Origin of the sequence: Aquimarina aquimarini, from assembly GCF_900299535.1 — a bacterium.
In the GTDB taxonomy this organism is placed as follows: domain Bacteria; phylum Bacteroidota; class Bacteroidia; order Flavobacteriales; family Flavobacteriaceae; genus Aquimarina; species Aquimarina aquimarini.
Genome location: NZ_OMKE01000005.1, coordinates 114,382 through 135,995, shown reverse-complemented (window position 1 = coordinate 135,995; position 21,614 = coordinate 114,382). Strand labels below are relative to the sequence as shown.

Genomic DNA, 21,614 nt, shown 5'->3' with positions numbered 1-21,614 from the left:
TTTGCATAAACAAAAAATAGCTGATTTTCTTTTTACAGTAAATTCAAAGTATAACTGGTATAAGAAAAATACTGATTAGAAATAAAAAAATAAAACAAATAAGATTGGGTCAAATCATTTATGATATGACCTGTGTTTTTCAGAAAAGGTAAAATTGTTTAATCAAATATAAAACTCAGAGGTGTGTTTGATTTCTTTAATAACAAAAGTACTATTCAATACCCCGATGTTTTCTATTTTAGAAAGTTTAGTTTTTACAAAATCATGATAATCTTCAAGGCTTTTGGTGTGAATTTTTAATACAAAATCTACTTGGCCAGCCATATGATAACATTCCTGTACTTCTCGTAGGTTTTGAATTTGCTCTTCAAATTTTTCTATAAAAGCCTCATTATGATATCGCATAGAAACCTGGCAAATAGTAGTGATTGAGCGATCAATCAATTTTTTGTCCAAAATAGCAACATACTTTTTGATAAACCCTTGTTTCTCAAGTCTGCGAATACGTTCGTAAACAGGAGAAGGTGTGAGATTAAGAATTGTGGCGATTTCTTTTGCAGTTTTCTTAGAGTCCTGTTGTAGAAGCCTAAGAATAGTTATGTCTGTATGATCCAATTGCTCCATAAGGCTTCAAAAAAATTACTTTAAAATTAAGGTTTTGATATTGCATGAAGTAAAGATAGCTGAAATAACAATAGTATACAGCAATTATTGCTTAATTATTTTGTGATTATGGCTATAAAAGTTATGTTTTGTATTTTGCGTAGCAAATAACACTTTTGTGTTGAATTGTTAATGAGAGGACAGAATATATGAAAACGATTGTTTTAGTAATAGGAGCAAATGGTCAACTAGGATCTGTGTTGACACAGTCTTTAAGAGAGAAATTTGGAGAATCTAATGTAATAGCTTCTGATTTAAGGCCAAAGGATAATTATAAAGGCATTTTTGAAACGATAGATGCTACAGATATAAATAGAATAAAAGAAGTGGTAGTTCAATACCAAGTAACTCAGATTTATCATCTGGCAGCAATTCTCTCAGCAAAAGGAGAAGAAACTCCTTTGAGAACTTGGGATATTAATATGAAAACATTGTTTAATGTTCTTGAAGTTTCAAGATTGCATAATATTGACAAAGTATTTTTTCCGAGTTCAATAGCCGTTTTTGGAGAAGGAGCTCCACTTAATGACACTCCAAATAATGCATATTTGGACCCAGCCACAGTATATGGTATCAGTAAAGCGGCAGGAGAAAATTGGGCTCAATATTACTTTATGAGATATGGTCTTGATGTTAGGTCTATCCGTTATCCAGGAGTGATTGGATATCAGTCATTACCAGGAGGTGGTACCACAGATTATGCAGTAGATATATATCACAAAGCAGTTCTGGAAGAAAAATTTAGTTGTTTCTTAAAAGAAGATGCTACCTTGCCAATGATTTTTATGGAAGATGCGATACGAGCAACTATAGAATTGATGGATGCGCCCAAAGAAGATATAAAAGTTAGAACTTCATATAATATTGCGGGAATTAGTTTCTCTCCTGCAGAAGTAGCGCAAGAAATTCGTAAATTATATCCAGATTTTCAAATTGCATATGAGCCTGATTTTAGGCAAGAAATTGCTGATCGATGGCCAAACTCAATTGATGATACATCGGCAATGAATGACTGGGGCTGGAAGCCACAATTTGATCTTACATCTATTACTGCTACTATGATTCAAAAATTAAAAGAAAAATATACGGCAGGATCAAAAAATTTAGAGACTGCGAAGTCGTAATAAGATGAATGTATCTGTATAAATAATAATATAACAACAAAGAAAAAATAAGTAACATGTTCTCAAATATAAAAGACGATTTACAAAAAGAATTAGATCAGATTGTATCTGAAGGATTGTATAAATCTGAAAGAATAATTACAACTCCGCAAGGAGCACGTATTAATACAACAAATACAACAGGTGTATTAAACTTTTGTGCAAACAATTATTTAGGGTTATCATCACACCCAGAAGTGATTGAAGCAGGTAAGAAAGCAATAGATTCTCATGGGTACGGGTTATCTTCGGTACGATTTATATGTGGGACTCAAGATATTCATAAAGAATTAGAGCAGAAAACAGCTGATTTTCTAGGGATGGAAGATTGTATTCTGTATGCCGCGGCGTTTGATGCAAACGGAGGAGTATTTGAACCTATTCTTGGAGCAGAAGATGCTATTATTTCTGATGCGTTGAATCATGCATCTATTATTGATGGTGTAAGATTGTGTAAAGCAAAGCGCTTTAGATATGAGCATAATAATATGGTAGATCTAGAAAAGCAACTAAAATCTGCACAAGGATCAAGACGTGTTCTTATTGTAACAGACGGTTCATTTTCTATGGATGGAACAATAGCTCAATTAGATAAAATCTGTGATTTGGCTGATCAGTATGGAGCTATGGTAATGATCGATGAATGTCATTCTACGGGATTCTTAGGAAAAACAGGTAGAGGAACACATGAATATCGTAATGTGATGGGGCGTGTAGATATTATTACAGGAACTTACGGTAAAGCTTTAGGAGGTGCTTCTGGAGGATTTACAGCGGCAAGAAAAGAAATTGTAGAGATGTTGAGACAGCGCTCAAGGCCTTATTTGTTTTCTAATACAGTGGCTCCTTCAATTGTAGGAGCGTCTATCAAAGTATTAGATTTGTTAAGCTCATCTACAGCACTTAGAGATAAGTTAGAAGAAAATACAAAATATTTCAGATCAGAAATGACTACTGCTGGATTTGATATTATTGCAGGAGATCACCCTATAGTACCTGTAATGTTGTATGATGCCAAACTTGCTCAGAATTTTGCGGCCAGATTACTAGAAGAAGGGATTTATGTAATAGGTTTTTTCTATCCAGTAGTACCACAAGGAAAAGCAAGAATTAGAGTGCAACTATCAGCCGCACATGATCGAGAACATTTAGAAAAAGCAGTAAAAGCATTTGTTAAAGTAGGTAAAGAACTTGATGTATTATAAATTGTCACAATGCTGCTTATAAAAACCATTGAAATTTTTACGTTTTTAAAGTGAAAAATAAAGAGGCGGACCTTTTTGATGCCAAATTTCTATTAAAATAAAGTCTTTTTTTTATAAATACCTGATACACCAGTGATCACGAACGTTTGTTAGTGGATTGAAAAATAGAAGATTCATAGAATATCTGGAAATATATCTAAAATAGTTCATAGATATAGGTCAAAATTTTAAAATTTGATGATAATGTTGCTTGATAAGTGAAAAAAAACAAAAAATATTTTGAATAGTAATAGTTTTAGCTACTTTAGCAACAGAATAATTGAAACAATAATGAGCAATTTATTTACTTGGAACCGATTTTATTTTTTCTTCTTTTACTTTAAAAGTAAGAACGGGATCGCTATGTAAATAAATGAGCAGAAATTTATAAAACTAGAATCCCGATGAAAATCGGGATTTTTTTTTGAAATAAAGTTAATAGATGAAAAAGAAAGTGGCTATACAAGGAGTAAAAGGTTCGTACCATCACGGAGTTGCTCAAGCATATTTTGGAGAAGATGTAGATATCAATGAGTGTATGTCTTTTCAAGAATTAGTGCATAGCTTAGAGAATCATAAGAGTACAGATGGAGTCATGGCAATAGAAAATTCGATCGCAGGATCTATTATACCTAATTATGCATATATAGATGAACATGATTTAAAGATTAGAGGAGAGTATTTTCTGCCGATTCATCATTGTTTAATGGCACTTAAAGGACAAAAAATTTCAGAAATAAAAGAAGTGTATTCTCACCCTATGGCCTTATTGCAATGTAAAGAATTTTTTAGAGCACAGCCACATATCAAATTGGTAGAAGATGCAGATACAGCTGATGTTGCAAGGAGAATTAGTGAAGAGCAATTAAGAGGAGTTGCAGCAGTAGCAGGAGAAACAGCGGCAGCTATTTATCAATTAGATATTTTAGCAAGAGAAATTCAGACAATAAAATCAAATAGCACACGATTCTTTATTCTTAGTACAGAAGGTGTAAAAGAAAAAGATAAAAAGGTGAATAAGGCATCGTTAAAATTTCTTACCGATCACAAAAAAGGAAGCTTAGCTACTGTGCTTAATGTAATGAGTGACTGTGGATTAAATTTAACCAAAATTCAGTCACTACCAGTTATAAGTATGCCTTGGAAATATTCTTTTTTTGTAGATGTAACCTTTGAAAATTATAAAGATTATGAAAAGGCAATGTCTATTTTAAGAATAATGGCATTAGAATTAAAGGTATTGGGAGAATATAAAAATCAAAACGGATGAAGATTCAAACCGCAAAAAGATTAGAAACAGTAGAAGAATACTATTTTTCTAAAAAATTAAGAGAAGTAAGAGAGCTTATGGCCTCAGGAAAACCGATTATTAATATGGCAATTGGTAGTCCTGATTTAGCCCCCCCAAAAGAAGTTGTACATGCAATACAACAAGCTGTTCTTGTTGATGGAGCGCATAAATATCAAAGTTATCAAGGAATACCCGAATTAAGACAAGCTATTGCAGATTTTTATAGTTCAAAATATAAAGTTTCTCTAAATCCAAAGAATGAGATTTTACCCCTGATGGGTTCAAAAGAAGGGATTATGCATATTTCTTTGGCGTATCTTAATGTGGGAGATGAGGTTTTGGTTCCTAATCCAGGATATCCCACCTATACAGCGGTAGCTAATTTGATAGGAGCAAAATCTGTTTCTTATGATTTAATTGAAAATAATGGGTGGAAACCTGATTTTCATAGCCTTTCAAATAAAGATTTAAGTAAGGTTAAAATTATGTGGGTTAATTATACAAATATGCCAACAGGAGCTTCTGGTGATGTAGAAATGTATAAAGAGATGATTGATTTTGCAAAAAAACATAGCATTCTACTGGTGATGGATAATCCGTATAGCTTTATATTAAATGATACTCCATTAAGCATTCTGTCTGTAGAAGGAGCAAAAGATGTGGTTTTAGAATTAAACTCGTTAAGCAAAACTTTTAATATGGCAGGATGGCGAGTAGGTATGGTGAGCGGAAGCTCAGATAAAATAGAAGCCATTCTAAAAGTGAAAAGTAATATGGATAGTGGAATGTTTCAAGGGATACAAAAAGGAGCTATTGCAGCATTGCAAATTTCTGATGATTGGTATGAAAAAATGAATACTATTTATAGAGAAAGAAGAAGTTTGTTGTGGGAATTAATAGATTTATTAGGATGTACCTATGATAAAACAGCAAAAGGAATGTTTGTATGGGCAAAACTACCTAATGGAGTAAACGGGATGGAATTTATTGATAACATACTGTATGATAATGATGTGTTTATAGCTCCAGGGGATATTTTTGGAAGTAATGGAAAAGGGTATGTGCGTTTTTCTTTATGTGTGACCAAAGAGGATATAAGAAAAGCTATAAACAGATTTAAAAATCAAGAAATGGTATTTGTAGAAAATAATATCAATCAAAATTATAAGTTGTAAGTAAAATGAATGTATTTGTAATAGGAATAGGACTTATAGGTGGTTCTTTTGCCATAGATATTAAAGCAGCTTTTAATGAAGCAAAAGTTTATGGTATAGATAATAATACAAAGCACCTGGATGATGCATTATCTTTAGGGTTTATAGATTATAAGTCAAAGATAGATGATCTAGCAAATGCAGATGTTGTTGTAATAGCTATTCCTGTAGATGCAACAGTAGAAATATTACCATCTATTCTTGATAAGGTACCCGATAATTGTTTGGTTTTTGATGCTGGTTCAACCAAGAAAAAATTGTGCAATACTATTAGTGATCATAAGAAAAGAAGAAATTATTTAGCAGTACATCCAATCGCGGGTACTGAGTTTTCAGGACCGCAAGCCGCTATAGCAAATTTATATAGAGGGAAAACCAATATTATATGTGAGGTAGAGAAAACGGCATTCAAGTTACAAGAGAGAGGGATGGAGATTTTTTCAAGATTAGGAATGCGAATTAGATATATGGATCCAGGATCACACGATAAGCATATAGCATACGTTTCTCATTTATCACATATAAGTTCTTTTATGTTGGGTAAAACTGTAATCGAAAAAGAAAAAAATGAAAGAGATATTTTTGATATGGCAGGTAGTGGTTTTGCATCCACTGTGCGTTTAGCAAAAAGCTCTCCTGCTATGTGGGCACCAATTTTTAAACACAACAAAGAAAACGTAATAGAAACACTAGAAGAGTATATTATAAATCTAACACAATTTAAAGAATTAATAGAAAAGGATGATTTTTCTGCAATTTATAAAGAAATGGAAAATACAAACCATATAAAAACAATTCTAAAAGGAATCGTTTAATAGAACAATAACTTGAACTTTTATAAGAACTAAATATAGATAATATCGAATAAAATGGAGAATAAGAAAGAACTTAGAAACTGGCTTGATGATTACAATTTAGAGCATCCTTTGGTAATAGGGGGGCCTTGTAGTGCAGAGACAGAGGATCAAGTGGTCAAAATAGCACATCAGTTAAAGGATTCTGATGCTACTGTATTGCGAGCAGGAATCTGGAAACCAAGAACAAGACCTGGTAATTTTGAAGGAGTTGGAGCCTTAGGATTAAAATGGTTACAGAGGGCCAAAGAAGAAACTGGAATGAAAATCGCTACAGAAGTAGCAAATCCACATCATGTAGAGTTGGCTTTAGAACATGGAGTTGATGTATTGTGGATTGGAGCAAGAAGTACGGTATCACCATTTATTGTTCAGGATATAGCAGATGCCTGTAAAGGGATCGATAATCCTGTGTTAATAAAAAATCCAATTAACCCTGATTTATCACTTTGGCTAGGAGCTGTAGAGCGTTTTTATACGGCAGATGTAAAGAATTTAGGAGTAATCCATAGAGGCTTTTCTACCTACGAAAAAACAAAATATCGTAATATTCCAGAATGGCAGATTCCTATTGATTTACAAAATCGTTTTCCTGATTTACCATTGATATTAGACCCATCTCATATTGCAGGAAGAAGAGATTTGATTTTTGATTTATCTCAAACAGCATTAGATCTTAATTTTGATGGATTGATTGTAGAAACACATTATGATCCAGATAATGCATGGAGTGATGCAAAACAACAGATTACGCCAGAAACATTGATTCAATATATGAAAGATTTAAAGATTCGTAAAGAAGTTGGGGTGGACGAAGCGTACCAAGCAGCGCTTAAAGAACTGAGAGCCAAAATTGATATTGCAGATAATCAATTGTTAGAGACTTTGTCAAAAAGAATGAAAATTTCTGATGATATAGGAAAGGTGAAAGCAAAACAAAATGTAGCGATTTTACAATCAAAACGTTGGAATGAAATACTAGGAAGAATGATTCTAGAAGGTGAAGAAAATGGACTGAGTGAAGAATTTATACTTCGTATTTATAAAGCAATTCACCAAGAGTCAATTAACCATCAAAAGAAAGTGGCAAGAGGATAATAATAAAGCCTACCTGTGATAGATTTTTGTTACAGGTAGGCTTATGATAATAGGTTTATTTTTCCCTCTTAAAAGTATATCGAGTAATGTAGATCCCGTTACTGTCACCTTCACCACCGTGGCTTTCTACCCCGCTGTTTACAAATGCAAGTTCCCAGCCTTTAGAAGCCAAAGTGTTTATTTTTGACATTACGACCGCATCGTTTGCTACAATATTTTGAAAACGAATACCAGCAAGATTGTAGAAGTTTAAAAGTTTGGTTTCATCAAAATCTTTTACACGAATTTTTCCACGATCTGATTTATTTCTTTTATCATTTTCGCCAGTACGAGAAGATGTATATTCTTTATAGTCTCTGGTTTCATTGGCAGTAAGCATTCGCGATCTACCCAAACCATTAGGAACAATTGATTCTATAACTGTTACAATTTGATATTCATAGATGTCCTGCGCAAATGTATATTGTAGACATAGAAATAATAAAATAGCAAAAGAAATTTTTGTTTTCATTTTAAATAGAGTTATTAAATTAAGTAGTAAACGTTATAACTAATAATGTGCCAAAAAGACAATATAAGAGTACGTTTTTTTTAATTAAGAAAAAAATAGGTCCTTCAAAAATATTAATATTCGCATCTTTGTATTTATGACAGGGACCGTTTATAAATCTACAGGAAGTTGGTATACCGTAAAAGTAAATGGCGGTAAGGCATATGAATGTCGTATAAAAGGAAAATTTAGAATCCAAGGGATCAAAAGCACAAATCCTGTTGCTGTTGGTGATCTTGTAGATTTTAAATTAGAATTAAATAATGATCAAGAAACGGGGGTGATAGAGTATATCCATGAAAGGCAGAACTATATCATAAGAAAATCTGTTAATTTATCTAAGCAAACACATATCATTGCCTCTAATATTGATGTTGTTTTTTTATTAATAACATTAAACAACCCTACGACTCATACTACATTTATAGATCGATTTTTGGTTACAGCAGAAGCATATGGTATTAAAGCGATTTTACTTTTTAATAAAATAGATACCTATACAGATGACGAATTGTTGGAGATAAAATATCTGGCAGCATTGTATAGAAAAATTGGGTATGAATGTATTGGCATCTCTGCTAAGACAGGAAAAAATGTAGATAAGGTAAAATCAGTGATGAAGGATAAGGTAAGTATGTTTTCTGGTCATAGCGGAGTAGGTAAATCTACTTTGATAAATACGATTGCACCAGGATTAGCTTTGAAAACTGCAGAAATAAGTGATCAACATCAACAGGGGCAACATACTACTACGTTTGCAGAAATGTTTGATTTGGATTTTGATGCCCAAATTATTGACACGCCAGGAATAAAAGGATTTGGAGTAGTCGATATGGATAAAGAAGAACTAGGAGATTATTTTCCTGAGTTTTTTGAATTGAAATCAGAATGTAAGTTTAATAACTGTCTGCATATCAATGAACCAAAGTGTGCAGTAAAACAGGCTTTGGATAATGGGGAGATTGCATGGTCACGATATAAAAGTTACCTCCAAATCCTAGAAGGAGAAGAAGAACATTATAGAAAAAATAACTATGATGAGGAGTGATTATACACTGGATAGATATTTTTCTACACATAATATATAAAAAATAAATAAAAAAAATGAGCAGTTCCGTTTTTCGGAACTCTTAGGTTGTATACTTGTGCGATATTAATTAATAAACTCAAAATGAATAAAAACGTATTTATTGTAATCGCATTTATAATTTTAAATGTCAATTGCTATTCCCAGATTTCTTATGAAGAGGGGTATTATATTAATAATTCGAGTGAAAAAATAAATTGTTTGATTAAGAATATTGATTGGAAAAATAATCCAACAAAATTCGAGTATAAGATGTCAATCGATGATAAGTCTCAAAGCGCAAGTATAAAAAAAGTTAAGGAATTTGGTGTTAACGGACAATCTAAGTATATCAAGCGTAATGTTAATATCGATCGATCGAGTATAAATATTAATCAATTAAGTAATGTAAAAAAACCAGTATTTGAAAAAGAAGAAGTTTTTTTGAAAGTATTGGTAGAGGGCAAAGCGAAATTGTATTCATATGAGAGTAAAAGTCTCAAAAGATATTTTTATAGTATAGATATTTCAAAGGTTAAACCGTTAGTTTTTAAAAAATATTGGGCGTCTAGTGGTAAAATGGGAACTAATAACGAATTTAAGCAACAGCTGTGGAATAATATAAAGTGTGAAGATGATAAGATTAAGGAATTTGAAAATATAGGTTATAAGAAGAGTGATTTAGTAAAGAGATTTTTAAAGTATAATGAATGTAATAATGGAGAGGCTGTTGTTTTTGCAAAACAAAAAAAGGATTTTTTTAATTTGACCTTAAGGCCTGGGATTAATAATTCTTCTTTATCAATTAGTAATAGTCTTGATGATAGGTTGAGTTCTGATTTTGGGAATGAGTTAGGGTTTAGACTGGGAGTAGAAGCCGAATTTATTATGCCGTTTAATAAAAATAAGTGGGCTATTATAATTGAACCAGCTTATCAATATTTTAAATCAGAAAAAGAAAATACAGAGCGTGTCTTTAAAGTTGATTATAAGACAATTGAACTTCCTTTTGGAATTAGACATTATCTTTTTCTAAATGATGATTCCAAATTTTTTGTTAATGGATCGTATGTTTTAGGCTTTAGTTATGATTCTACAATAAGTGATAATTTGGGAAGCGAAATTGATATTAAATCAGGGAATAATGTAGCTTTTGGTATTGGATACAAATATGATGATAAATATAGTGTAGAATTTAAATATCAAACAAACAGAACTGTGTTGAGAAACTATTTGTTTTGGGATTCTAAATACAATGGCTTATCTGTAATATTAGGGTATACGATTTTTTAAAATAAATAGAAGAGGTATTTACTAATTAGGACTCTATATGTGTGTAAAACTGTATTTAAATTGTAAATAATAAATGAGAGCTGTAATTCAGAGAGTATCAGAAGCTTCGGTTACTGTAGAAGGTGAAGTGATTTCAACTATAAATCAAGGATTGCTCATTCTGGTTGGGATAGAAGAAGAAGATTCTCAAGAAGATATCAATTGGTTATCAGGAAAGATATCCAGACTTAGAATATTTGCTGATGAGGATGGGGTAATGAATAAAAGTTTGATCGATAGTGATGGAGATGCCATAGTTGTTAGTCAATTTACATTACAGGCCAGTACCAAAAAAGGGAATAGACCTAGTTATATTAAAGCAGCAAAACCCAAGATAGCTATTTCGTTATATGAGAATTTTGTCAAACAATTAGAGTTTGATTTAGAAAAAAAAGTTGGAACAGGTGTATTTGGTGCAGATATGCAGGTTGCATTGCTCAATGATGGCCCAGTTACGATTATTATTGATACAAAAAATAAAGAGTGATTATAAAATAATCTTGTTTATGAAAATAAAAATACAATTAGTTTTAGTAATTACACTATTATCTAGTGTGGTCACAACTAATGCTCAAAAAAATAATACATTTCAATCTGTAGTTCTTGATTCTACACTTACAGATCAAGCTAATGCTATAGTACGTTCAGAAGAAGTTATTATTAATATTAAATCAATTAATACGATAATTGTAAAAACAAAAAGAGTAGTTACTGTTCTTAATAAATACGGAAATAAACATGCCGATTTTTATGAAGGATATAGCCCAACGTTAAAAATAAAAAAACTAGAAGCTGTAGTCTATGATAGATATGGAAAGGAAATAAAAAAATATAAAAAACATGATTTCAAAGACAGAAGTGTATATGATAATAATTCTTTAGCAAGAGACGATAGAATAAAATACTTTGAGCATACTCCAATTAGTTACCCCTATACACTGTTGTTTGAGAGTGAAATAGAAAGCTCTTCGACAGCGTTTATACGACCTTGGCTTCCTGTTTCAAATTTTAGATTGAGTGTTGAAAAGTCGAAATATAAAATTTTAAATTCAGAAAACATTCCTATTCGATTCAAAGAAACAAGCTTTGAAGGATATCAGATAAGCAAAAATAAGACACCTCAGGCAATTGAATATGTTATTTCAGATGTTTCAGCCAAGCAAGCTGAAGTGTTAGGACCAGATTATTATGATATAGTACCTATGGTTAAAATAGCATTAAATAAGTTTTCATTAGAAGGAGTAGAAGGAGCAGCTATAGATTGGAAGTCTATGGGTAAATGGCAATATGATAAACTAATATCAGGTAGAGGTGAATTACCTCCAAAAACTATTGTAGAAATAAATAAGTTGGTTTCGGGTGTGAAGACAAAGAAAGAAAAAGCTAAGTTAATTTATGAATATGTGCAGAAGAAAACAAGATATATAAGTGTGCAATTGGGTATAGGAGGGTGGAAGCCGTTTTTAGCAAGTGATGTTGATAGATTAGGGTATGGTGATTGTAAAGCTTTGACCAACTATACTATGGCACTATTAGATAGTCAGGATATAACATCATATTATACTGTTGTATATGCAAAAGAGAGAAGAGATATCGATTCTGAATTTGCATCAATGCAAGGAAATCATGCAATACTTAATATTCCAAATCAAGAAGAAGACCTTTGGTTGGAGTGTACTAGCCAGACAAAGCCATTTAATTTTATAGGTAGTTTTACAGATAATAGAGAGGTGTTGGTTATTACACCTGAAGGAGGAGAGATTAAAAGAACTAAAAAATATGAGCCTGAAGAAAATACACTATATACAGCAGCAACCATTGATCTAGGAGTAGATAAATCAATGTCTACAACTATCAAAAGAATATCGAAAGGTCTTGAGTATGATTGGAATTATGGAGTTCAGTTTGAAACACCAAAAGATCAAAAATTATATTATAAAAAGTATTGGGGTTATATCAATGGATTGGAAATAAGAGGTATAGAGTTGACTGATGATAAAGATATAGTTGAATTTACAGAAGAAATAGACGTATTGTGTAATACATGTATAAAAAAAGTAGGAAGCCGTTTGTTATTTTCTCCAAATTTTTTCAGCAAGGATCAAAGCAACTTACCAAAGTATGAAGTTAGAAAAACATCTTTAGTGATATCAAGGGGATACACAAATATAGATGAATATATCATTAATCTGCCCAAAGGGTATCAAGTAGGAAGCTTGGTAGAAACAACAACAATAGAAACTGAATTTGGAAAATATAGTTATGAACTTCAAAAAATTAATGATAAACAAATTAAGTTTAAACGGTTTTTGAAAATCATTGATGGCACTTTTTCAAAGGAGAAATATGAAGAATATAGGAAGTTTAGAACTGAAATTAAAAAAATAGACAAATCAAAAATAGTACTTAAACAAGTATAAAATATAAGAACCAATAATAATAATGAAAACAATAAAAATATTAATAGTTAGTGTGTTTTTTGTTTTTTCAACAATTAGTTACGCACAAGAATATAAATTTGGAAAAGTCTCTAAAGAAGAGTTAATAGAAACTATTTATACAGAGGATAGTTCTGCAAATGCTGTTGTTTTGTATGAGAATAAACGTGTAAGTTTTGAGTATAATAGTGTAGATGGTTTTGAGGTAATTACAGAAGTATTTAAGAGAATAAAACTATATAATAAAGAAGGATATGAAAATGCCACCGAAAAAATATACTTATACAAAAATAGGAGTGGTAAGGAAAAGGTAACAGGTATAAAAGGGATTACGCACAGTATAGTAAATGGAAAGTTAGTAACTACCAAACTAAAAAAAGAAGGTGTTTTTGAAGAAGAGTTTTCAGAATATAAAAATGTAACAAAATTTACAATGCCTTCTTTGAAAGAAGGTTCTGTAGTAGAATATAAATATAGAATTACTTCTCCCTTTTATTTTTATATAGATAGAGTGTATTTGCAGTATGATATTCCAATCAAAAAAATATCAGTAAAAGTAGAAACTCCAGAATATTTTAATTTTAAAAAGCGAACAGTTGGATATCTGCCAATAAAAATAAAAGAATCTAAACGTAATGGTAAAATTAATTTTGTAAATAAACAAAGAGAAGGTGGGTATAATCTAAGAACAGGTCCTGCTAAAACCTCATATTCAAATAGTACATTAGATTATGTTATCAATGTTAATTCTGTAGATAATAATAACGTTCCTGCTTTTAAAAAAGAACCTTATGCAGGAAATTTTAGTAACTATATTTCCTCTATAGTGTATGAATTAGAATATACAAAATTTCCAAATGGAGCAATAAAAAATTATTCTACCACATGGGGAGATGTAACAAAAGAAATATATCAAAGTACTAAGTTTGGAGATGAATTAAAGAGAGAAGGGTATTTTAAAGAAGATTTAGATAAATTGATAAAAGGAGTAGTGAATCCTGTAGAAAGGGCAGCTTTGGTGTATGGGTTTGTGAAGAAAAAAATGGCTTGGAATGGAAAAGCCAATGTGTATACAGATAAAGGTGTCAAAAAAGCATATAAAGATGGAACAGGTAATGCCGCAGAAATAAATATAATGCTTACTGCAATGCTTAACTACGCAAAATTAGAGGCAAATCCAGTGTTAGTAAGTACAAGTGATAGGTTGATCTCTTTGTTTCCTACATTAGATGGATTTAATTATGTAATTACTAGGGTAAAGTTTCCAGATGGTAAAATTTTGTATTTAGATGGAACTGATCCATATGGTTTTCCAAATGTATTGCCAAATAGAGTGATACAAGGCATGGCAAGAGTAATTGCAAAAAATGGAGCTTCTCAATCTCTTAACCTGAGACCTAAAAAGAATTCTGTAAATCAATATAGTGTAAATTATGAGATTGATGATAAAGGAAATGTAAATGGTAAGTTGAATATGCGTCACACGCATTATTTAGCACATGAGTTTAGAACAAATCATGGAGGTAAAGATATCGAAACCAATAAAAAGCGGATTCAAGATAAATATGATATATTAGAAGTAGAGAATTATCACCTGAAAGGGACTGATAAATTGGGAAAAGGAGTTAGTGAAAGTTTTGAGTTTTCTTTAGATGACCAAGTTGAAATGATAGAAGGAGAGATGTTTTTTGCTCCAATGTTGTTTCTTAAAAGTAAGATAAATGTATTTAAATCAGAAGATCGAAAATATCCTGTAGATTTTGCTTTTGGATATTCTAATAGCTATATTTTGAATATTAAAATTCCAGAAGGTTATGAAGTGGTAGAGTCCCTTAAATCTGAGAGAATAAAAATGCCAGAAGGTTTAGGCGAATTTTATTTTATGTCATCCGTAACAAATAATACAATACAGATAAAAGTAACAGAAAAAATAAATAGAGCTTTAATTTCTGTTGAGTATTATCCTACTCTTAAGGAATTTTATAGTAAGCTTGTAGAAAAAGAAAATGAACATCTAGTTCTGAAAAAAATATAATTATGAATATTCAAGATGCACAACGTGCTGTAGATGATTGGATCAAAAATCATGGGGTACGATATTTTAATGAATTAACAAATATGGCGCAGCTTACAGAAGAAGTAGGTGAGGTGGCTAGGATTATTGCTCGACGTTATGGAGAGCAAAGTGAAAAAGAAAGTGATAAAAATAAGGACCTGGGAGAAGAACTGGCAGATGTAATGTTTGTAGTACTGTGTTTAGCAAATCAGACAGGAATTAATCTTCAGGAAGCTTTTGATAAAAAGCTAGATATCAAAACAAAAAGAGATCATGATCGTCATCATAATAATGAAAAATTAAAATAATGTTTACAGCAATACTCTCATCCAAAAAATATTGGCAATCCGTATGTTTTATAGGGATTGGGTTTATGATTATCTTTAGTGTTATAGAATATTTTATGCAATATGGCACGCTAGGTTTGGATGTTTTTGTGAACGAAAGGATTAATAATGGAATATGGATGAGATATCTATTATCTAGAATTGTTGGGGGGTTGGCCTATGGGATGATAATGGGATATTATTTTGAATTAAGAAAACGTAAATCAAATCGATAATATGAATTTGCAGTTAAAATATATTTCTAATATAAAGGATAGTACATTACAGATTACAGGATCAAAAAGTGAAAGTAATAGGTTGTTGATTTTACAAGCATTGTTTGAAGATATAGACATAGAAAATATATCCAATAGTGATGATTCAGAAGTGATGCAAAAAGCATTGAAAACTAATGAAGAGTTGGTCGATATTCATCATGCAGGAACAGCTATGCGTTTTCTTACAGCATATTTTGCTGTAAAACAAGGTAGAGAAACAGTGTTGACAGGAAGTCAGAGAATGAAAGAAAGACCAATAAAAATTTTGGTTGAGGCACTCCAACAATTAGGATGTGATATAAAGTATGAAAACAAGTTCGGGTATCCACCTATTAGAATTCAAGGAAGGAGCCCCCAGGTAAATACAGTTTCTTTAAAAGCAAATGTAAGTAGTCAGTATATTTCTGCATTGATGTTGATTGCAGCTTCTTTACCAAAAGGATTAAAAATTTTATTAGAAGGAAAAGTTACTTCTGTTCCTTATATTAATATGACCTTAAGTTTATTGAGAGATGTAGGAATATCTGGTGTTTTTGAGAATAATACAATTGTAATAGAGCCGTACAAAAAAGTATCACCAAGAACTGTAGTGGTAGAGTCAGATTGGAGTTCTGCATCGTATTATTATAGTATTGTTGCGTTGTCAAAAAAAGGTTCAGTAACTATAGGAAGTTATAAAAAAGAAAGCTACCAGGGAGATGCAAAATTAGCAGAGATATACCGTAGTCTTGGTGTTCAGACAACTTTTTCAGAAGATAGAATTACCTTAACAAAAGTATCAGATACAGCCCTAGGATTTCAGGAAGAATTAGATCTTTCTAATTCGCCTGATATAGCTCAAACAGTTGCAGTGACCTGTTTTGGATTAGGGATAGGATGCTATCTTACAGGTCTACATACTCTAAAAATAAAAGAAACAGATAGATTAGAAGCGCTAAAAACAGAAATTGAAAAATTAGGAGGAAAGATTGATGTGACAGAAGATTCACTTAGGTTAGAACCATCAAATTCAATAAACAAAGATGTTACTATAGCAACATATAATGATCATAGAATGGCGATGGCATTTGCCCCTTTAGCACTTAGAACTCAATTTTATATAGAAGAAGCAGAAGTAGTTTCAAAATCGTATCCAGATTTTTGGTCAGACTTACATAAAATAGGCTTTGAGGTAACAGAAGTTTAAAAAGAAAGAGAAGTAGGATTTGTCAATAAGAGCCTAAGTATGATGGGCTAATTTTTATCTAATAATTGAAAACAATGCACTTATCCTTATAAATATATACCAAATTACTTGACAACCCATGTTGCAAGATTGTATATTTGCATCTTCAAAAAAAAAATACGAATGAAGTTATCACATTTCAATTTTGATCTTCCACAAGATTTATTAGCTGAATATCCAGCGGAAAACAGAGATGAATCTCGATTGATGGTTCTTGATAGAAAAAATCAAACCATAGAGCATAAACAGTTTAAAGATCTTATCGATTATTTTGATCCAAATGATGTAATGGTGGTGAATAATACCAAGGTTTTCCCTGCTAGGCTATATGGTAACAAAGAGAAAACAGGAGCTAGGATTGAAGTGTTTTTATTACGTGAATTAAATTCTGAAACACGTCTTTGGGATGTACTTGTTGATCCTGCTAGAAAGATACGTATAGGAAATAAACTGTACTTTGGCGATGACGAAAGTTTAGTTGCTGAGGTGATCGATAATACAACATCAAGAGGGCGTACCTTACGTTTTTTATACGATGGTTCTTATGATGAATTCAGACAAAAATTGAATGACCTAGGAGAAACACCTTTGCCAAAGTATATAAAAAGAGATACAGAACCAGAAGATGAAGAGAGATATCAAACCATATATGCAAAGAATGAAGGAGCTGTAGCAGCTCCAACAGCGGGGCTTCATTTTTCTAAACACCTGATGAAAAGGTTAGAAATTAAAGGAGTGGATTTTGCAGAAATTACATTACATGTTGGTTTAGGAACATTTAATCCAGTAGAAGTAGAAGATCTGTCTAAACATAAAATGGATAGTGAAGAAGCATATGTAACTGCTCATGCTGCCGATGTTATAAATAATGGAATTTCTAGTAAAAGAAAAATATGTGCGGTAGGAACAACCGTTATGAGAGCTTTAGAAAGCTCTGTTTCTTCAGATAGAACATTAAATGAATTTAGAGGGTGGACAAACAAATTTATATTCCCCCCATATGATTTTAGTATTGCAAACTGTATGATTACTAATTTTCATACACCTAAGTCTACTTTGTTAATGATGGTTTCAGCATTTGCAGGACATGATTTTATCAAAGAAGCTTATGAAGAAGCGGTAAAAGAGAAATATAAGTTTTACTCATATGGAGATGCAATGTTAATTATTTAATAATAAGCGAAATATATTGTGAAAACCCTGTTGAATTTCGTATTCAACAGGGTTTCATACTGTATATTTCTGAAAATTAGCGTATTGAGTTGTTTTTTTTGCGAAAAAATGATAGTTTTGTGTCCTCAAAAAAATTATGGTAAAACCGTAAAACATAATTACCGAAAAACGATTAATATTGATTTTTATCGAAAAAAAGGCCTAGATAAAGCTTGTAAAAGCCACTTTTATAGATAAGTGTTGTTTTTTTGTGTGTTCCAAATAAATTAAAGAAGAACTAAACCTAAATTAAAGAATGAAAAAATTAATGTACTACATAGTGTTTTTTTATGCTATATTTTCTTATGCCCAAACCCAAGTAGGAGATATCCGTTTTAATGATGTTGATGTTTTTGAAGGATCAGAACTTATACTCAATGGTGCAGGAGCAAGAGAAAAATTGTATGCAATGGCATTATATTTAGATTTTGAAGTAGAAGGAGTAGAAGATGGTATTATGGTAGCAGATAAAGATGCAACGATGGCTATTACTATTAAGATTACTTCCTCTTCTATTTCAGATAGTGATTTTAAAGATTTGATAAGAAATGGATTAGAAAGAGCGACAGATGGAAATAGTTATCTTTTTGAAAATCAAATACGAGACTTTTTACACCTTATTCCTAATGAGATAAATAAGTTTGATATTTTCAAAATCCTTTATGTAAAAGGCGGTAAATTAACATTGTATAAAAATAAAAAGGCATTAGGGACTATAAATAGTAAAGAATTTAAAAAGGCTTTATTCAAAATATGGTTAGGAGAAAACCCTGTAGACGAAAAGTTAAAGGAGAATTTATTAGCATCATTTGAGCCAAATCCTATTTTGGGAAGATGGAAAACATATGATAAAAAAACAGGAGTAGCTCTTAGTATAGTTCAATTATATGTTATTAAAAAACAAGTATATGGTTCTATCCAAAGAATGATGCGTATATCAGAAAGAGATGCTGTTTGTTATGAATGCCAAGGAGCTGATAAAAACCAAAATGTAGAAGGATTAGTTATCATGAAAGGATTGAAACTAAAAGGAGATAGATACATAAATGGTAAATATACAGATATCAAGACAGGTGAAGTTTCAGAATGCCAAATATGGATAGATGCAGAAGATAAAGATATACTCAATATGAAGTATAAAGGAGGAGGAAGTCACGTGTGGAAAAGAGTAAAGAAATAAGGATATCATAATCAAATAATTAAAACCTCAGGTATGGCATATACTTGAGGTTTTTTTGATAATTCTAATAAAGAATTAAGATGACTATCAGAGTACCAGTTTATCTTTTTACTTTTGCAAAAGTATGACAATGAAGAAAAAAGATATAAGGACGTTAACAAAAGATCAGTTGCGACTGTTTTTTCAAGATAATAATGATAAACCTTTTCGAGGGAATCAGGTGTATGAGTGGCTTTGGAATAAAGGAGCTCATAGTTTTGAGGATATGACAAATATCTCTAAGACTACTAGAAAAATGTTGGAAGAAAATTTTGTTATTAATCATATTAGAGTTGATCAAATGCAACGTAGTACTGACGGTACTATAAAAAATGCAGTAAGATTACATGATGGGTTGATTGTAGAATCTGTATTGATCCCTACTCCAACAAGAACTACAGCATGTGTGTCATCTCAGGTTGGATGTAGTTTGGATTGTAAGTTTTGTGCTACAGCTCGATTAAAAAGGATGAGGAATCTCAATCCTGATGAGATTTATGATCAGGTAATGGCAATTGATAAAGAAAGTAGGTTGTATCATAGTCGACCATTGTCTAATATAGTATTTATGGGTATGGGAGAACCCTTGATGAATTACAAAAATGTACTCAAAGCTATTGATAAAATTACTTCTCCAGAAGGATTGGCTATGTCTCCTAGAAGAATTACGTTATCCACTTCGGGTGTTCCAAAAATGATAAAGAAAATGGCTGATGATGATGTAAAATTCAAACTAGCAGTTTCTTTACATTCAGCAATAGATGAAGTGCGTACTTCAATCATGCCTTTTAATCAAAAATTTCCATTGTCAGATCTTCGGGAATCACTTGAATATTGGTATGAAAAAACCAAAAGCAGAATTACATACGAATATGTGGTTTGGAAAGGGATAAATGATAGAAAAAAAGATATAGACGCTCTGATTTCTTTTTGTGCGTATGTGCCTTGCAAGGTAAATCTTATAGAATATAATCCAATTGATGATGATGGATTTCAGCAAGCATCATCAGAAGCATTAAACAATTATATTAAGGGGTTGGAGTCTAGAGGGATAGTGGTAAATGTACGTCGTAGTCGGGGAAAAGATATTGATGCTGCTTGTGGTCAATTAGCTAATAAGACTTAATTTTTTTTCTAAGATAATGATCTTATAAAAAGAATTAATAGCAATATCTATAATATAAAAATAAGATAGGTTTCAAAGAAAAACTATTTACATTATCTTCGCAGTACATTTTTCAAACAGAATCAAGTACCACATATTGAAAGTTGTAGAACAAATAAAACTACCGATCGTTGATGAAATGGAGCTTTTTGAGCAAAAGTTTTCAGAATCAATGACATCCAAGGTAGCCTTACTTAATAGAATTACCCATTATATTGTAAATAGAAAAGGTAAGCAAATGCGACCTATGTTTGTTTTTCTCGTGGCCAAAATGGTTTCAGGAGGAGATGTTAATGAGCGTACATATAGGGGAGCTTCTGTAATAGAATTAATACACACAGCAACTTTGGTTCATGATGATGTGGTTGATGATTCAAATCAGAGACGAGGCTTTTTTTCTATCAATGCATTGTGGAAAAATAAAATAGCAGTCTTAGTTGGAGATTACCTACTATCAAAAGGTTTGTTGCTCTCAATAGATCATGGAGATTTTGATTTATTAAAAATTATCTCGGTAGCTGTTAGAGAAATGAGTGAAGGAGAGTTGCTACAAATCGAGAAAGCCAGAAGTCTTGATATTACAGAAGAAGTGTATTATGAGATCATACGTCAGAAAACAGCAACACTGATTGCTGCTTGTTGTGGTTTAGGGGCTTGTTCTGTAGCTCCTGATTCAGATAATGTTCAGAAAATGAGAAGATTTGGGGAACTTATAGGTATGGCTTTTCAGATAAAAGATGATTTATTTGATTATGGAGATACTGCTATAGGTAAACCAACAGGGATTGATATAAAAGAGCAAAAAATGACATTACCTCTTATATATACATTAAATCATTGTAGTAAGGAGAAAAAGAAATGGCTTATCAACTCTGTAAAGAATCATAATAAAGATAAAAAGAGAGTTAAGCAAGTTATAGACTTTGTAAAGATAAGTGGAGGATTAGAGTATGCTATTACTATAATGCATCAATTCAAAAATGAAGCACTTACTATTTTATCAGAATATCCAGATTCAGATTATAAATCATCCTTAGAGTTAATGGTTGATTATGTAATCGATCGAAAAAAATAATTCCCACTTTTTGCTGGATATAAAATCTTATAGCCACGTGTAGTAACTATCCTGTTTCTTTTTTTTAAAGAAGTTATTTCTGTATTAAAAACAGAAAAAAATAAACCAGGCAACCTTTTTGTTTTTATTACCGTCTATGTAAAAG

20 protein-coding genes are annotated in these 21,614 nt (G+C 31.4%); 18 read left to right on the top strand and 2 right to left on the bottom strand.

All coding sequences use genetic code 11. The features are described from left to right. Nucleotides 1-162 precede the first annotated feature (162 nt). Nucleotides 163-624, bottom strand: a complete 462-nt coding sequence (locus DG508_RS01510) for an Lrp/AsnC family transcriptional regulator (protein WP_103864673.1) — start codon at nucleotides 622-624, stop codon at nucleotides 163-165. Nucleotides 625-812: 188 nt separating this feature from the next. Here DG508_RS01510 and DG508_RS01505 point away from each other — a divergent pair, with 188 nt between their 5' ends. The 6 genes from DG508_RS01505 to DG508_RS01480 all read left to right on the top strand — a co-directional run bounded on the left by DG508_RS01505 (nucleotide 813) and on the right by DG508_RS01480 (nucleotide 7,527). Then, on the top strand, nucleotides 813-1,787 hold the full coding sequence (locus tag DG508_RS01505) for an NAD-dependent epimerase/dehydratase family protein (protein WP_108866454.1): 975 nt from the start codon (nucleotides 813-815) through the stop codon (nucleotides 1,785-1,787). Between the two features lie 56 nt (nucleotides 1,788-1,843). Beyond that, entirely contained in the window at nucleotides 1,844-3,031 is a 1,188-nt protein-coding gene (gene kbl, locus DG508_RS01500) for a glycine C-acetyltransferase (RefSeq protein ID WP_108866453.1), read from the top strand. A gap of 481 nt (nucleotides 3,032-3,512) precedes the next feature. Then, entirely contained in the window at nucleotides 3,513-4,340 is an 828-nt protein-coding gene (locus DG508_RS01495) for a prephenate dehydratase (RefSeq protein ID WP_108866452.1), read from the top strand. Then, nucleotides 4,337-5,536: a pyridoxal phosphate-dependent aminotransferase gene (locus DG508_RS01490; RefSeq protein ID WP_108866451.1), complete on the top strand. Its 1,200-nt coding sequence runs from the start codon at nucleotides 4,337-4,339 to the stop codon at nucleotides 5,534-5,536. The genes DG508_RS01495 and DG508_RS01490 overlap by 4 nt, the downstream gene beginning before the upstream one ends. A gap of 5 nt (nucleotides 5,537-5,541) precedes the next feature. Then, nucleotides 5,542-6,390 carry a prephenate dehydrogenase gene (locus tag DG508_RS01485; RefSeq protein ID WP_103864678.1) on the top strand — a complete coding sequence of 283 codons (849 nt, stop codon included), beginning with the start codon at nucleotides 5,542-5,544 and terminating at the stop codon, nucleotides 6,388-6,390. Between the two features lie 54 nt (nucleotides 6,391-6,444). Further along, entirely contained in the window at nucleotides 6,445-7,527 is a 1,083-nt protein-coding gene (locus DG508_RS01480; protein WP_108866450.1) for a bifunctional 3-deoxy-7-phosphoheptulonate synthase/chorismate mutase type II, read from the top strand. A 55-nt stretch (nucleotides 7,528-7,582) separates the two neighbouring features. Here DG508_RS01480 and DG508_RS01475 read toward each other — a convergent pair whose 3' ends face one another. Next, on the bottom strand, nucleotides 7,583-8,038 hold the full coding sequence (locus tag DG508_RS01475; RefSeq protein ID WP_234418151.1) for a hypothetical protein: 456 nt from the start codon (nucleotides 8,036-8,038) through the stop codon (nucleotides 7,583-7,585). 136 nt (nucleotides 8,039-8,174) lie between these two features. Here DG508_RS01475 and rsgA point away from each other — a divergent pair, with 136 nt between their 5' ends. The 12 genes from rsgA to DG508_RS01415 all read left to right on the top strand — a co-directional run bounded on the left by rsgA (nucleotide 8,175) and on the right by DG508_RS01415 (nucleotide 21,469). Then, complete coding sequence (rsgA, locus tag DG508_RS01470) at nucleotides 8,175-9,125, top strand: ribosome small subunit-dependent GTPase A (RefSeq protein ID WP_108866449.1); 951 nt, start codon at nucleotides 8,175-8,177, stop codon at nucleotides 9,123-9,125. Nucleotides 9,126-9,248: 123 nt separating this feature from the next. Then, nucleotides 9,249-10,436, top strand: a complete 1,188-nt coding sequence (locus tag DG508_RS01465; protein WP_108866448.1) for a porin family protein — start codon at nucleotides 9,249-9,251, stop codon at nucleotides 10,434-10,436. Between the two features lie 73 nt (nucleotides 10,437-10,509). Next, nucleotides 10,510-10,962: a D-aminoacyl-tRNA deacylase gene (gene dtd, locus DG508_RS01460; RefSeq protein WP_108866447.1), complete on the top strand. Its 453-nt coding sequence runs from the start codon at nucleotides 10,510-10,512 to the stop codon at nucleotides 10,960-10,962. A 19-nt stretch (nucleotides 10,963-10,981) separates the two neighbouring features. Next, complete coding sequence (locus DG508_RS01455) at nucleotides 10,982-12,895, top strand: DUF3857 domain-containing protein (protein ID WP_159090590.1); 1,914 nt, start codon at nucleotides 10,982-10,984, stop codon at nucleotides 12,893-12,895. Nucleotides 12,896-12,917: 22 nt separating this feature from the next. Further along, the gene (locus DG508_RS01450; protein ID WP_108866445.1) at nucleotides 12,918-14,948 is read left to right on the top strand and encodes a transglutaminase; all 2,031 of its coding nucleotides are present in this window, start codon (nucleotides 12,918-12,920) and stop codon (nucleotides 14,946-14,948) included. A gap of 2 nt (nucleotides 14,949-14,950) precedes the next feature. Continuing rightward, nucleotides 14,951-15,277, top strand: coding sequence for a nucleotide pyrophosphohydrolase (locus DG508_RS01445; protein ID WP_103864684.1), 327 nt, complete (start codon nucleotides 14,951-14,953; stop codon nucleotides 15,275-15,277). Then, nucleotides 15,277-15,531 (top strand): hypothetical protein, encoded by a 255-nt coding sequence (locus tag DG508_RS01440; protein ID WP_108866444.1) that lies wholly within the window; start codon nucleotides 15,277-15,279, stop codon nucleotides 15,529-15,531. Before DG508_RS01445 ends, DG508_RS01440 begins: the two co-directional genes overlap by 1 nt. 1 nt (nucleotide 15,532) lies before the next feature. Further along, nucleotides 15,533-16,759, top strand: a complete 1,227-nt coding sequence (locus DG508_RS01435) for a 3-phosphoshikimate 1-carboxyvinyltransferase (RefSeq protein WP_108866443.1) — start codon at nucleotides 15,533-15,535, stop codon at nucleotides 16,757-16,759. Between the two features lie 162 nt (nucleotides 16,760-16,921). Continuing rightward, nucleotides 16,922-17,971 carry a tRNA preQ1(34) S-adenosylmethionine ribosyltransferase-isomerase QueA gene (gene queA / locus DG508_RS01430; RefSeq protein WP_108866442.1) on the top strand — a complete coding sequence of 350 codons (1,050 nt, stop codon included), beginning with the start codon at nucleotides 16,922-16,924 and terminating at the stop codon, nucleotides 17,969-17,971. 295 nt (nucleotides 17,972-18,266) lie between these two features. Then, nucleotides 18,267-19,190, top strand: coding sequence for a chalcone isomerase family protein (locus DG508_RS01425; RefSeq protein WP_108866441.1), 924 nt, complete (start codon nucleotides 18,267-18,269; stop codon nucleotides 19,188-19,190). Between the two features lie 124 nt (nucleotides 19,191-19,314). Further along, entirely contained in the window at nucleotides 19,315-20,355 is a 1,041-nt protein-coding gene (rlmN, locus tag DG508_RS01420; protein ID WP_108866440.1) for a dual-specificity RNA methyltransferase RlmN, read from the top strand. A 136-nt stretch (nucleotides 20,356-20,491) separates the two neighbouring features. After that, nucleotides 20,492-21,469, top strand: coding sequence for a polyprenyl synthetase family protein (locus DG508_RS01415; RefSeq protein WP_108866439.1), 978 nt, complete (start codon nucleotides 20,492-20,494; stop codon nucleotides 21,467-21,469). The last annotated feature ends 145 nt before the right edge of the window (nucleotides 21,470-21,614 follow it).